The organism is Pseudomonas mosselii (genome assembly GCF_005796105.1).
Taxonomy (GTDB): domain Bacteria; phylum Pseudomonadota; class Gammaproteobacteria; order Pseudomonadales; family Pseudomonadaceae; genus Aquipseudomonas; species Aquipseudomonas mosselii_C.
Genome location: NZ_VAUO01000001.1, coordinates 1,028,410 through 1,040,980 on the forward strand (window position 1 = coordinate 1,028,410; position 12,571 = coordinate 1,040,980).

13 protein-coding genes are annotated in these 12,571 nt (G+C 63.0%); 6 read left to right on the top strand and 7 right to left on the bottom strand.

What is annotated here, in order from left to right; all coding sequences use genetic code 11:
- Nucleotides 1-51 precede the first annotated feature (51 nt).
- Complete coding sequence (locus FEM01_RS04490) at nt 52-1,206, bottom strand: mandelate racemase family protein (protein WP_138218066.1); 1,155 nt, start codon at nt 1,204-1,206, stop codon at nt 52-54.
- 350 nt (nt 1,207-1,556) lie between these two features.
- Here FEM01_RS04490 and FEM01_RS04495 point away from each other — a divergent pair, with 350 nt between their 5' ends.
- The 3 genes from FEM01_RS04495 to FEM01_RS04505 all read left to right on the top strand — a co-directional run bounded on the left by FEM01_RS04495 (nt 1,557) and on the right by FEM01_RS04505 (nt 4,090).
- Nucleotides 1,557-2,282, top strand: coding sequence for an oligogalacturonate-specific porin KdgM family protein (locus tag FEM01_RS04495; protein ID WP_138218067.1), 726 nt, complete (start codon nt 1,557-1,559; stop codon nt 2,280-2,282).
- A 63-nt stretch (nt 2,283-2,345) separates the two neighbouring features.
- Nucleotides 2,346-3,173, top strand: coding sequence for an NAD-dependent epimerase/dehydratase family protein (locus tag FEM01_RS04500; RefSeq protein ID WP_138218068.1), 828 nt, complete (start codon nt 2,346-2,348; stop codon nt 3,171-3,173).
- A 23-nt stretch (nt 3,174-3,196) separates the two neighbouring features.
- Nucleotides 3,197-4,090 carry an SMP-30/gluconolactonase/LRE family protein gene (locus FEM01_RS04505; RefSeq protein WP_138218069.1) on the top strand — a complete coding sequence of 298 codons (894 nt, stop codon included), beginning with the start codon at nt 3,197-3,199 and terminating at the stop codon, nt 4,088-4,090.
- Between the two features lie 30 nt (nt 4,091-4,120).
- Here the strand turns inward: FEM01_RS04505 and FEM01_RS04510 are convergent, their stop codons facing one another.
- Nucleotides 4,121-4,663: a chalcone isomerase family protein gene (locus tag FEM01_RS04510; protein WP_138218070.1), complete on the bottom strand. Its 543-nt coding sequence runs from the start codon at nt 4,661-4,663 to the stop codon at nt 4,121-4,123.
- Nucleotides 4,664-4,800: 137 nt separating this feature from the next.
- On the opposite strand from FEM01_RS04510, the gene FEM01_RS04515 reads away from it, so the two are divergent.
- Nucleotides 4,801-5,097 carry a DUF3144 domain-containing protein gene (locus FEM01_RS04515; protein WP_138218071.1) on the top strand — a complete coding sequence of 99 codons (297 nt, stop codon included), beginning with the start codon at nt 4,801-4,803 and terminating at the stop codon, nt 5,095-5,097.
- 29 nt (nt 5,098-5,126) lie between these two features.
- On the opposite strand, the gene FEM01_RS04520 is transcribed toward FEM01_RS04515, so the two are convergent.
- The 3 genes from FEM01_RS04520 to FEM01_RS04530 form a co-directional block, all read right to left on the bottom strand.
- A complete protein-coding gene (locus FEM01_RS04520; RefSeq protein ID WP_138218072.1) occupies nt 5,127-5,558 on the bottom strand; it encodes an HIT family protein in 432 nt (143 codons plus the stop codon).
- Nucleotides 5,559-5,562: 4 nt separating this feature from the next.
- The gene (locus FEM01_RS04525; RefSeq protein WP_138218073.1) at nt 5,563-5,892 is read right to left on the bottom strand and encodes a DHCW motif cupin fold protein; all 330 of its coding nucleotides are present in this window, start codon (nt 5,890-5,892) and stop codon (nt 5,563-5,565) included.
- Nucleotides 5,893-6,027: 135 nt separating this feature from the next.
- The gene (locus tag FEM01_RS04530; protein WP_138218074.1) at nt 6,028-6,882 is read right to left on the bottom strand and encodes a LysR family transcriptional regulator; all 855 of its coding nucleotides are present in this window, start codon (nt 6,880-6,882) and stop codon (nt 6,028-6,030) included.
- 92 nt (nt 6,883-6,974) lie between these two features.
- Here FEM01_RS04530 and FEM01_RS04535 point away from each other — a divergent pair, with 92 nt between their 5' ends.
- Nucleotides 6,975-7,409 (top strand): PACE efflux transporter, encoded by a 435-nt coding sequence (locus FEM01_RS04535; RefSeq protein ID WP_138218075.1) that lies wholly within the window; start codon nt 6,975-6,977, stop codon nt 7,407-7,409.
- Between the two features lie 18 nt (nt 7,410-7,427).
- On the opposite strand, the gene FEM01_RS04540 is transcribed toward FEM01_RS04535, so the two are convergent.
- Nucleotides 7,428-10,259: an HD domain-containing phosphohydrolase gene (locus tag FEM01_RS04540; protein WP_138218076.1), complete on the bottom strand. Its 2,832-nt coding sequence runs from the start codon at nt 10,257-10,259 to the stop codon at nt 7,428-7,430.
- 268 nt (nt 10,260-10,527) lie between these two features.
- Nucleotides 10,528-11,523, bottom strand: a complete 996-nt coding sequence (locus FEM01_RS04545; RefSeq protein WP_138218077.1) for a bile acid:sodium symporter family protein — start codon at nt 11,521-11,523, stop codon at nt 10,528-10,530.
- Between the two features lie 81 nt (nt 11,524-11,604).
- Here FEM01_RS04545 and FEM01_RS04550 point away from each other — a divergent pair, with 81 nt between their 5' ends.
- Nucleotides 11,605-12,402 carry an AraC family transcriptional regulator gene (locus FEM01_RS04550; protein ID WP_138218078.1) on the top strand — a complete coding sequence of 266 codons (798 nt, stop codon included), beginning with the start codon at nt 11,605-11,607 and terminating at the stop codon, nt 12,400-12,402.
- Nucleotides 12,403-12,571 lie beyond the last annotated feature (169 nt).

Here is a 12,571-nt window from a genome sequence, read left to right on the forward strand (position 1 = left end):
AGTTATTGGACTCTCGGGCGACGCGCTTGGGCGCGCGCCGCCATGTACGCATCAGAAACGTTGCAGCGTGTGCGCCTCGACGTAATCGAAATTGATGTCCTCGCCCAGACCAGGCAGGTCCGACAGGTGCACGAAGCCGTCTTCATCCATCGGGTCGACCAGGCGATTGAGGTAGGCTGGCACCTCGTCGTAGTCCAGGAACGGGTGCAGCAGACCGCGCTCGTACCAGGTGCAGTTCTTGATCGCGCCGACCACTGCCAGGTTGGCCGCACCGTTGCCGTGGATCTCGCAGTCCATGCCGAACGCCTCGGCCATGTGCGCCACTTTCAGGCACGGCGCGATCCCGCCGACGCCAGCAACCCCGGCGCGCAGAATGTCACAGACATCGTTCTTGACCCAGCTGGCGCGGCTCAGGTGTTTGCCACCCAGGCTTTCCGGGCCGAGCACCGGGATGTCCAGCTGACTGGACAACCAGGCGTAAGACTCGGCGGAGTCTTCCATCATCGGCTCTTCGAACCAGGCGAAGTCGAGTTTTTCCAGGGCGCGGCCGATGGTCAAGGCCTCGGTGCGACTGTACCAGTGGTAGCCGTCGATCATCAGCGCGATGTCCGGGCCAACGGCCTCGCGCACCGCCGCGCAGGCCTTGATGTCCATGCTCACGCTCGGCGCGAACGACACCGGCGGCATCCAGGTATGTAGCTTGATCGCCTTGTAGCCGCGCTGCACCAAGGTTTCGGCGAAACGGCCGTATTCCTCTGGCGTCGACAAACCGCCCGGCAGCTCGTCACCGCACATGGTCGAGCCATACGCCGGCACCTTGTCGCGGTAACCACCGATGAGCTTGTGCACTGGCAGGTTCAGCTTGCGCCCGGCCAAGTCCCATAGAGCCTGCTCCACCAGCGCCAGAGCGCGGTCGGTCAGTTGGCTGGCGCTGCCGCGCTGCCAATGCGCAAGGTCATGCCAGATTTTTTCACGATCGAAGGCATTGGCGCCGACCAGCACCTTGCGCACGAAATTATCCAGCACATAGGGACGAATCAACTCAGGCGCCCCCAGGGCATAGCCTTCGCTGCCGCACTCGGTACGGATGCGCAGCAAGGCCATCCTGGCCTGGGTTACGTCACCCGGATGGGCATGGCCGGCACTGTCTACGGCGCGGCGTGTGGGGTAGGAAAAAACCTGGACGTTAACAGCGGTGATGATCATGGACGTCTGAGCCTTCTTATTGGATTTGTGGCGGGTGAGTCACGCTCTGGGAAGGATCCTACGTCATCATACAACTTTTGAAAAGCACCTTGTTCAACATCGATAAAAACCGATAAAACCCTGCTTTAAATGCGCATTACGCCCCAAAAAAAATCACACGATGCCGTATAAAAGCCTGAAATAGAGCCATCACAAAAAGAGATCAGACAACATTTCAAGAAATCGTAGACAGTCACATAGTCGTACGATAACTTATTCGAAAACCCACGGAGGATAGCCGCACACCCAGACCGCCCTACCGCGCCAACCGCCTCATAACGACCTCGACAAAAACAAAAAAAGAAGATCGCATGAACAACACAATCCGCCGCCTCATTGCCGTCAGCACCCTCGGCCTGTCCTTCTACGCCTGCGCAGACTCGGCCAACATCAACTATCGCCACGGTTTTACCGAAGACGACAGCATGCACTCCGACCGGATCAAGCTCAGTTACCGCAAAGACAGCGGCCTGGGTTTCGCCGCCGAGATCAAGTACAAGACCGCCGGCGACCGCGAGGACGTGGCCTACGACAATATGGTCAACAACGGCCATGAGTTCACCGTCGACTACAACTACAAGCTCAGTCCGCGCTCGACCCTGACCCCGGCGTTCCAGATGGACAGCTCCAAGGACGCCACGACCTACAAGTTCGGCCTCAAGTACAGCTACAAGATCAGCGACACCTGGTATGTCGCCACGCGTCTGCGCCACGACGCCCGCAGCCTTGACCGCGACCAGATCGACCACAGCAAGAGCGACCGCGCCAAGGACAACCAGAACACCACCCGTTACGAGGGCTGGCTCGGCTACACCCCGACAGGTCCGTGGGCCTTCGAGTACCAGTACATCCACTTCGCCACCGACTACATCCGCTACGACAACAAGAAGAGCGACTACGAGCAGAACCTGATCATCAAGTACAAGCTCAACAAACAGTGGTCCCCGTTCATGGAAGTCGGCGATATCAAGGTCAACTCCACCACCGATGACCGCCAGGCACGCTGGCGCGTGGGCATCCAGTACAACTTCCTGTAAAGCACGGCCGGGCGTGCGCATCGCGCCCTGCACCCTCGTCGAACCCAGCAAAAGGCTTTCCCCGTGACCGTTACCCCCATCGCTGCGACCAAGCCGTTCAACCGCCTGCTGCTCACCGGCGCTGCCGGTGGGCTCGGGCAGGTACTGCGCGAAGCGCTGCATGCCCACGCCCATGTGATCCGCGCCTCGGACATCAGCCCGATGGCAGCCCCCGCCGGCGAGCATGAAGAAGTGATCCTCTGCGACCTGGCAGACAAAGCCGGCGTGCAGGCCCTGGCCGAGGGCGTGGATGCCATCGTGCACCTGGGTGGCATTTCCACCGAGCGCGCCTTCGAAGACATCCTGCAGGCCAACATCGTCGGTACATTCCACCTCTATGAGGCGGCGCGCCGGCACGGCATCAAACGCGTGGTGTTCGCCAGTTCCAATCATGTCACCGGTTTCTACCCCCAGGACCAGCAGGTGGACGCGCACTCCCCGCGTCGCCCGGACGGCTATTACGGCTTGTCGAAAGCCTATGGCGAAGACCTGGCGAGCTTCTACTACTACCGCTACGGCATCGAAACCGTGAGCCTGCGCATCGGCTCCTCGTTCCCCGAGCCGCGCAACCTGCGCATGCTCAGCACCTGGCTGAGCTATGCCGACCTGAGCCATCTGGTCGAGCGCGCGCTGCTCGCCGAAAACGTCGGGCATAGCGTGGTGTATGGGGTGTCGGACAACCGCGAGGTGTGGTGGAGCAACCGCCACGCGGCGCACCTGGGCTTTACCCCACAGGACAGTTCCGAGCGTTATCGCGCAGCGCTCGAACTGCAGCCCAAGCCGGCCGCCGATGACCCCAACGTCCGCTGGCAAGGCGGTGCGTTCACCGCCGCTGGCCCTTTTGGCGACTGAACGCTGACCTCAGGAGCAGCACCATGACCGCTGAACTGATCATCAATGCGCGCAACGCCACGGGCGAAAGCCCGGTCTGGCAAGCGCAGGAAAATGCCCTGTACTGGGTGGATATTCCCGCCGGGCGCCTGCACCGCTGGCAACTGGACGGCACCATCAGCCAATGGAGCGCCGACGAAATGCTCGGCTGTATCGTGCGCAGTCCACAAGGGCACTGGCTGGGCGCCCAGCAGACCGGGATCTTCCAGCTCACCCCGCAGGCCAACGGACGACTGCTGGCGCACAAATGCGCCAGCGTCGAGCACGCCAGGCCTGACATGCGCTTCAACGACGGACGCTGCGACCGCCAGGGACGTTTCTGGACCGGCACGTTGCACACCGGCATGGGCACCGATCCGGTGGGTAAGCTCTACCGCTACGACCCGACCGTAGACGCGGCCGTACAGCCCATGCAGGCGCAGCTCGAAGGCCTGTGCGTGCCCAACGGACTGGCCTTCAGCCCCGATGGCAAGACCCTGTACCTCTCCGACTCGCATCCCAGCGTGCAGTTGATCTGGGCCTTCGACTACGACATCGACAGCGGCACACCCTACAACCGCCGAGTATTCGTAGACATGAACCAGCACCCCGGCCGCCCGGACGGGGCCGCCGTGGACGCCGAGGGCTGCTACTGGATCTGCGCGATCGATGCCGGCCAGGTACTGCGCTTCACCCCACAGGGTAAACTTGACCGTGCCTTGGACCTGCCGGTGAAAAAGCCGACGATGTGCACATTCGGCGGGCCCCAGCTGGACACCTTGTTCGTGACCTCGATCCGCCCCCAGCACACCGACCTGAGCGACCAACCGCTGGCCGGTGGTGTGTTCGCCCTGACCCCTGGGGTGAAAGGGCTGCCCGAACCTATGGCGAGGGTGTGACCGATGGCCGACAGGGCACGCTGCGCGCGATCAACGGCGCTGCGCCTGCAACCCTAGCAGGCGCTCGCGCAACTGTGGGTCGCGGGCGCGCGGGTCGAGCCAGATACCGAAGAACGCACGTGCAAACGCCGGGTCGGCCACTTCATGTTGGAGTTGATCACCCACGTAGAACCGACCTCCCTGCCCTGGCAGATATACCCCAGTAATGCGCATGCCTGGCTGCACATCGACAAAGGCCGCGCGCATGCCTTGCGCCCAGCGGCGCTCGGTCGCTTCGTCGACCGGCCCTGCGGCCAGGCGGCGCATTTCTTCCACGCTGGCCTGCACCAGGGTGTCCCGACTCAAGGCACGATGGTAAATCAGCTCAAGCGCGAAGGGCGTATCCCAGCCGCTGACCGGGCCGGTACTCCATAGACGAGCGTCGTACAGGCGCAGCCCAAACCAGCGGAATTCGCCCTCACCGATCAGCCGCGCCTCAGGCAACGCGGTGCGCCACTGCGCCGAGGCGCCAGGGAGCACGATCAACAGGGCAATCAGGGCGAACAGGCGTGTAACCGAAGAGCGACTGGCCATGGCGTTTCCAGGGGCGGCGGCGATCATGCCAGTATAAATGTCTATCGCCCTCAGCACAGGCTCGCCGAACGCTCCCATGCCACGCCCGCCTGTGGCATGCTGCGCGCCGACCGAACCCCGCAAAGAGACACATCGCGATGACCCAGACCACCGACCAGGCCTTCTATGACCGCGCCGATGCGCACATCGAGCTGGCCAACCAGCACATCGACAAGCTCGAGGACCTGGGCAAGGTCAGCGCCTCGATGACCTTCGCCGCCACGCGCTTCAACGCCTGGATGACTGCCCGCAGCTTCAAGAGCAGCGAAGAGATGGCCAAGGCCCGTGGGGAAATCCTCAAGTACTTCTGCGACCAGTACCGCATGATGCTCGAAGACAACCTCGACGAGCACATCGAACACTTCGAGCGTTATGTACTGGGCAAGGACGCCTGATTCCATCGCACGCGTGATGCACGCGCAGGCTAGGTGAGCAACAGCCTGGCAAGCTGGGCACGCAGGCCGCCGTGCAACGCTTCATCGTAGGGTGGCGCTGATTGCCAGTCGTAGAACCAAACCGGCATTCTGCGTTTTCCTTCAGGCTCACTGGCGTAACGGGGAAACACATGGCAATGCAACTCAGGCTCTGAGTTTCCCAGTATTTCGTAATTCACCCGCAGGGCGCCGGTCACCTGTAAAAGCGCATCCCCGAGGCGCGCCATGTCGAGCAGATAGGCGGCCCTCGCTTGCTCGCTCAAGTCGTTCAGGCTGGGCACGACGGGGTCTGGAAGGAGCAGGCAGTATCCTTCGAGAAATTGCACGTCGCCCATCACCGCCCAACCGGATGGCATGCGGCATATCACCTTGTCATTCGCCCCCCTACGGGCGAGTTCGACACGCTCTGCAATCAGCGGCATGAGGTCAGTCCACGATAAACAGTTTGGCGCCGATGCGGCTCGACGAGCGATGGGCTTGTGCGTTATCGGCGACCTGGTAGCTCATCCCTGGGTTCAAGGTCACCACGCGGCCATCTTCCAGCTCAGTCTCCAGACGCCCTTCCAGGCACAACAGAATATGCCCCTTCAGGCACCAGTGGTCGGCCAGATAACCGGGGGTATATTCCACCAGCCGCACCCGAATATTGGAAAACTGGCAGGTGCGCCAATAGGCAGTGCCGACTTCACCGGGATGCACGGTGGGCTCTATTGTCGACCAATCGGTGATGCCAAAAGGGATAGCGGTCAGTTCCATGGCTAACTCGAACGATTCAAAATGCAGACCCTATCCACAAGACCGGGCCACCGATAGACACAGATCGCTGCCAATTTGCGCATACACCCCCACGCGGCCAATGCGAATGTGAGGCACGTCGCTGCGCCGTTGCACTCACGAGCCCAGCACCTGCCCCAGCAACCACTGCCCCGCGACGCCCAATGGCGCCTTACGCGACCAGGCCACATCGATCTCGACACTGCGCGGATATCCGCGTACATCCAACTCCACCAGCCCCTCCCCAAAGCGCTCGACCATCGCCCGAGGCAGCACTGCCCACCCAAAACCGCGCCCGGCGAATTCCATCAGGGTCAGGTAATCGGGTGCCGACCAGGCTTGGCTGCTCGAAGGCTCGGCGCTGCGCACGTAGGTGCGAATGAACAATTGCCGCTCGGCCGCCAGGTGCGCGGGCGTCACCTGCGCCACCTGTGCCAGGCGGTGAGCAGCCCCCACGTACACGGCAAATTGCGCCTTCACCGCTAGGCGCTGGGCGACCACATCAGGCGGGTATTGCTCCTGCGCCGCGAGAATGCCCAGGTGCACCTGGCCGGTCTGGATCAGGTCGATCACATCGGCGTCCTCCGAAGGGCCGCAGCGCAGCTCGGTGTCGGGAAAGCGCTCGGCGAAGCGCGCCGCCACATCGCCGAAGAACACCAGGCTGTAGATATCGGTCATGACCACCGACAGCAGTGGCTCGACTTGCGCGCTCAGGCGCATGGCCAAGGCATCGAGGCGCTCGCTGGCGGCGAGAATCGCGTCGACCCTGGCCAGCACCTGACGCCCGGCATCGTTGAGCACGGGATGGCGACCACCCCGGTCGAAGAGCTGGCAGCCCACGTCTGCCTCGAAGTTGGCGATGGCGATGCTGATGGTGGACTGGCTCTTGTTGAGCTTGCGCGCAGCCGCCGAGAACGAGCCCAAGGCTGCGGCCTCGACGAACGCAACAAGAGATTCGGGTGAGTAGCGCATAGATATTGATAAAACCGATAGCTGCTAAGTGTTCAGTATCAGTTTAATCAACGAGCATGGGAAGCATCCTCCACAGCACTTCAGGTGAAGTCATGCAGCACAACACCGTCTCCCTCACTGAGCGGCTCATCCACGCGGCCGGCTATGAAGCCGGCGCAGTGGTCCTGTCGGCACCGGTCATGGCGTGGCTATTCGACAAGCCGATGCACACCACAGGGGCACTGGCGCTGGTGATCTCGTTGATCGCGATGGTCTGGAACATGCTCTACAACGCCATCGTCGACCATTGTTTCAGCTTGCCTCGGCATCAATGGCGGGTCTCTGCGCGCCTGCTGCACGGGCTGGGCTTCGAGGGCGGCATCATCGCCTTGTGTCTGCCAGTGGCGGTGTGGATGCTCGACATCACGCTGGCCCAGGCCTTCTGGCTGGAAGCTGGGTTTTTCGTGTTCATCCTGCCCTACACGGTGTTGTACAACTGGGGCTTCGACAAAGCCAAGTATCGGTTGCAGGCCGTGACGCTCACCTGAGCAAGGCGCCTGCTCAGGTCAGCGCTCCAGCTCACCCAACCAGTACGCCACATCCACCTCGTCGATCTGCTCGGGCCGCAGGAAACGCTCGGCGTAATGCTGGTAAACCCCGCTACTCAGGAACAGGCGCAGCAACTGCGGATCGACATGCCGGTCACGCGCCATGAACACCAGGATCTTGATCGACTCGCTGAGGCTCTTGGGCGCCTTGTACGGGCGGTCGGCGGCGGTCAGCGCCTCGAAGATATCGGCGATGGCCATCACCCGCTCGGGGATGCTCAAGGCCTCTTCGCCTAAGCGGCGCGGATAACCGGTGCCGTCGAGTTTTTCGTGGTGATTGCCGGCGATAGAGGGCACTCGCCTGAGCTGACGCGGGAACGGCAGCGAGCTGAGCATGATGATGGTTTGCACGATATGTTCGTTGATCTTGAAGCGTTCCTCATCGTTGAGGGTGCCGCGACGAATCGACAGGTTGTACAGCTCGCCCAGGTCGCTGGCATGCGCCGGCAGGCGCATGTCGAACCCCCAGACATTACGCGGGTCCTCCCGGGTAACCGGCGGTTTGCGCGCCCCCCAGGGCACGCGATGCTCGGGACGGTCGGCGAGCAACGGCTCGGCCACCGGCAGCGGTGCCGCTGGCACTTGGGCCAGGCGCGCCTGCTCATCGCGGGAAATTCCCAAGCGGTCATCGAAATGCCGTAACCACCGACGCTGACCAATACGTTGCAAGCGCTCGACATCAGCCTGCTGCATGAACTCGCCACCGATATTGGCCTGGGCGACGAAGGCGAATTCCTCTTGCAACGCGGCCTGGCAACGCTCCCGCGCCTGTTGCAAGGGTATGGCCTGCCCACCAGCGGCCAGACCCTGCCAGTAGGCAATATCAGCGTCGCGCCAAAGCACTTCGAAGCGCATGCGAACTTCGTGAATGCGGTTGTACAGCGCCTCAAGCTTGGTCGCCTTGTCCACCACGTACTCGGGGCTGGTGATCTTGCCGCAATCGTGCAGCCAGGCGGCCACGCGAAACTCATAACGTTCGGCCGCGCTCATGCTGAAGTCGGCGTAAGGCCCGCTGTCGGCTTGTACGGCTTGATCCAGCAGCATCTGAGCCAACTGCGGGACGCGCTCGCAATGTCCGCCGGTGTAGGGACTCTTGGCGTCGATGGCATCGGCCAGCAGCTTGATCAACGCGTCCATCAAGCGCTGCTGCGCCTCTACCAACTGACGCGTCTCGATGGCCACCGCTGCGGCGCCGGACAGCTCCTCGACGAAGCGCCGGAACGGCTCGCCTGCGGGCGCGTCGTCCAGTTGCAGCACCAGCATGCCAAGCAGAGCCTGGCTGCGGTCATCCAGCGCAACCGCAAGGCTGTGCCCCTGCAGTGCCATGCCTTGGATGACTTCGGCGGCCAACGCCTGGCGATCCCCCTCGCCCAACGCCAGCTCGGCCGGATACCCCTCGCCCCGACAGGCAGCCGCCAGACACAGACGTCCACGCTCAGGTTCGAACAGGTACACCGCGCCCGCGCGCACCCCAGCAGCTTCCACCAAATGTGTCAGCACGCCATCGAGCATGCGCTCCAGGTCGCTTTCCCGGCTCAAGGTCAAGGTCATGGCCTGAAAGCCGCGAATCGTACCGGACATGCCGCTGAGCACCTGACTCAGCTCGCGCACCTCGCAGACCCGCGAGGCCACCCCCATCTGGCGACTGAAGTCGAAGCTGGCCAGGTCGCGCACCTGGTCGGCGAGCAAGCGCAACGGGCGCCCGATACGCTGGCCGAGCAAGACACCGACCAGCAGCAGAACGGCAATCAGCGCTGCCGTCCAGAGAAGTTGCTCGAACAATACCTTGCGGGCACTGGCCAACAGCTCGTGGGCCGGTACGGCGATCAGCACCTGCAGGTCCTGCCCGGCCAGCGTCAGTTGTATGCGCATGCCGTACCAGGCCTGCCCGTCCACTTCGTACCGCATTGGCCGGGCCCCCTGTGCAGGGTCGGCGTGAAGCCGCTCAAGGCTGGGAATCCCCAGCTCGGCCAAACGCGACAGACGTACCTGCTCGTTCTCACGCACGATGACCCGCTGCAGGTCCGGGTAGGCCACCACACTGCCCTGGCTGTCGAGCACAGCGATTTCGGTGCCGGGCGTCATGCGCAGGTCACGGCTCTCGCTGGCCAGGTCATTGACCGAGACATCCATGCCGATCACCGCAGCGCCGTCGACACTGCGCTGGGCCATGCTCAGGCCGATCTCGCGCGTGGTGAAGAACACATAAGGGTGCGTGAGTACCGTTGCGGGTTGGGCCGAGGCATCGATGAACCAGGGGCGCGTACGTGGATCGTAGCGGTAGTCCGGCCGCGACTGGGTCGCCAACAGGCTCAAGGCGCGGTCGTAGAAACGCCATTCTCCGCGCGGCGTACCGTCAGCCCCGTGGCTGACGCTCTGCACCAGAAATGCCGTGCCTTCAGGGGCGGCGAAGCGTTCGCGCAACGCCTGGTCGCGCAGGCCACGCACCAGCAGGAAGTCGCCGTTGGAATAGCCGAGATAGGCGGCGCTGAGCATACGGTTGGCGTCGAGGGTGGCGACCAGCGGCGCCAGGCGTTGCTGTAACTCGCCGCCCGTCGGCATGACCGCCAGCAGGCGCAGGCTGCTTTGCGCAGGATCGACCAGGCGCCGGGCGCGCTCATCGATGGTCTTGCCGACTTGCTGCGCGGCGTCACCGGCAGCGGCCACCAAGGTCTGGCTCAGCCCCCGATAACCTTGCCAGGCAAGGCCAGCGCCCAGCAGCAGCATCCCCAGCACGATCGCCAGCGCCACCACCACCTGCAACGAAATACCTCGTCCCGACGGGTTCATGCCGACCCCGCCCCGCAGCCTGACGGCCGAACAGCGTGAATGCTCGATACGCAGCCCATCCGGGGTGCTCCCTGTGACCGTTGGATCAGTGTAATCAGCCAGGACGATCGTGCCGGCCTGATGGCGACCACAGGCAACTAGGCTGTATGAAGCGTGGCACAGGGATGATGAAGGCTCCAGTTTCGAGGCGATTGAGTCGCGCGTGCGTGAGGGGCAGGCTCACTCAGCCCTTCAGGCCAAGCGACGCCCCGGCTTCACTGCGGCCTGATCACTTGGCCGAGGCGGCCTCGACCATGGCCGCCTCAGGGCGGCGGGCATATCGCTGGGCGAGCGCTGCGCAGACCATCAGCTGGATCTGGTGGAAGATCATCAGCGGCAGGATCAACAGGCCGATGGTGCTGCCGGCGAACAGCACCTGGGCCATCGGCACGCCGGTGGCCAGACTTTTTTTCGAGCCACAGAACAGGATGGTGATGCGGTCTTCGATGCAGAAGCCCAGCCACTTGCCCAACAGCGCAGTGATACCCAGCGACAACGCCAGCACCACACAGCAACCCAGCACGATCATCGCCAGCATGCTCGGCGGCACTTGTTGCCACAGCCCCCCGATCACCGCAGCACCAAACGCCGAGTACACCACCAGCAGGATCGACCCTTGGTCGACGAACTTCAGCCACGCCTTGTTACGTCCGACCCAGTCACCGATCCAGCGGCGCGCAATCTGCCCGGCGACGAACGGCACCAGCAGTTGCAGGCTGATCTTGCGAATCGCCTCCAGGGTGGAGCCGCTGTCTCCGTGCACGCCCATCAGCAGTGCCACCAGCATCGGCGTGACGAAGATACCGATCAGGCTCGACGCCGCCGCGCTACAAATGGCCGCCGGCACGTTACCGCGCGCCAGCGAGGTGAAAGCAATCGCCGATTGCACGGTAGCCGGCAGCGCGCACAGGTACAAAAAGCCCAGGTACAGCTCGTTGCCCACCAGCGGCAACAGCACCGGTTTCAGCGCAATACCGATCAGCGGGAACAGCACGAAGGTGCAAACGAATACCAACAGGTGCAAACGCCAGTGCCCGGCACCGGCAAAGATCGCCTCGCGTGAAAGCTTGGCGCCATGCAGGAAGAACAACAGGCCGATGGCCAGATTGGTGATCCAGTCGAAGATCACTGCCACGTGGTCGCGCGCCGGCAGCACGGTGGCGATCGCCACCACGGCGATCAAGGTCAAGGTGAAATTGTCCGGCAAGAAACGCGAGCGGGCCATCTGTCCAGTCCTGTGTTGTGCGGGTTGCCGGCCTACCTTAGCCATGTTCGAATTAACCGACTAACGGGATGAGGGCAAAAAATGTCGATAAACGGACAACCTACAGTTCATCAGCGCATCGTTCCCGCCCTGAAAACCTTGCCGCGCCCGGTGTACGCTCGCACCGAGTCGCTGGTGCGCCCGGAGCGCACCCCCATGCACCGCCACCCCTGGGTGCAGTTGTCCTACGCAATCCGCGGGGTATTGCACGTGCATACCCCCACCGGCAGCTTCGTCGCCCCGCCGCAGCGTGCGGTGTGGATGCCACCGGATATGGACCATGAGGTGTTCAGCTTCGCCAACACCGAAATGCGCGGTCTGTACCTGGATCCGCAACTGTTCGACGCGGCGCACAGCCGTTGCCGGGTGATCGAGATTACGTCACTGACCCACGAGCTGATCAAGCAGTTCTCGTCACGCCCGCCCGAGTACGACGAAGACGGCGAGGATGGCCGGCTGGCCAGGGTACTGGTAGACCAACTGCGCGCAGCGCGTGAGGTCAGCCTGTCGCTGCCACTGCCACAGGATGCACGGGTGTTGCAGCTGTGCCGGCAGTTGCAGGATGCCCCGGACGACAATCGCACCCTGGGCGAATGGGGCGAGGCGCTGGGCGCGTCGGAGAAAACCTTACGGCGCATTTTGCTGCGCGAGACTGGCTTGACCTTTCGCAGTTGGCGCCAGCGTATGCGCCTGCTGGGCGCGCTGGAAGCGCTGGGGCGTGGCACGGCAGTAACCCAAGTGGCGTTGAATGCAGGGTATTCATCGACATCGGCGTTCATTGCCGCGTTTCGCGAGCAATTTGGCGTAACGCCAGGCGATTTTTTCCCCGCAGTGCGTTGAGAGGATGGGGCCTGACGGCGCCCCTCTAAAACGTCGGTAACAACGATACATACTACGTATGACTAGTACCTCGCACAGGCCGATCCCTGCCTTGGCATACGCCAGGGCGTGCGCTGACTGGCTGCGTGATGGCACTCGCGCCAGTATCCAAACCCTTCTAGCACGCGTC

Excerpts from the sequence above, each read along its gene's own strand:
- FEM01_RS04490 (WP_138218066.1), bottom strand. The coding sequence starts at position 1,206 with ATGATCATCACCGCTGTTAACGTCCAGGTTTTTTCCTACCCCACACGC.
- FEM01_RS04495 (WP_138218067.1), top strand. The coding sequence starts at position 1,557 with ATGAACAACACAATCCGCCGCCTCATTGCCGTCAGCACCCTCGGCCTG.
- FEM01_RS04505 (WP_138218069.1), top strand. The coding sequence starts at position 3,197 with ATGACCGCTGAACTGATCATCAATGCGCGCAACGCCACGGGCGAAAGC.
- FEM01_RS04510 (WP_138218070.1), bottom strand. The coding sequence starts at position 4,663 with ATGGCCAGTCGCTCTTCGGTTACACGCCTGTTCGCCCTGATTGCCCTG.
- FEM01_RS04515 (WP_138218071.1), top strand. The coding sequence starts at position 4,801 with ATGACCCAGACCACCGACCAGGCCTTCTATGACCGCGCCGATGCGCAC.
- FEM01_RS04520 (WP_138218072.1), bottom strand. The coding sequence starts at position 5,558 with ATGCCGCTGATTGCAGAGCGTGTCGAACTCGCCCGTAGGGGGGCGAAT.
- FEM01_RS04525 (WP_138218073.1), bottom strand. The coding sequence starts at position 5,892 with ATGGAACTGACCGCTATCCCTTTTGGCATCACCGATTGGTCGACAATA.
- FEM01_RS04530 (WP_138218074.1), bottom strand. The coding sequence starts at position 6,882 with ATGCGCTACTCACCCGAATCTCTTGTTGCGTTCGTCGAGGCCGCAGCC.
- FEM01_RS04535 (WP_138218075.1), top strand. The coding sequence starts at position 6,975 with ATGCAGCACAACACCGTCTCCCTCACTGAGCGGCTCATCCACGCGGCC.
- FEM01_RS04540 (WP_138218076.1), bottom strand. The coding sequence starts at position 10,259 with ATGAACCCGTCGGGACGAGGTATTTCGTTGCAGGTGGTGGTGGCGCTG.
- FEM01_RS04545 (WP_138218077.1), bottom strand. The coding sequence starts at position 11,523 with ATGGCCCGCTCGCGTTTCTTGCCGGACAATTTCACCTTGACCTTGATC.
- FEM01_RS04550 (WP_138218078.1), top strand. The coding sequence starts at position 11,605 with ATGTCGATAAACGGACAACCTACAGTTCATCAGCGCATCGTTCCCGCC.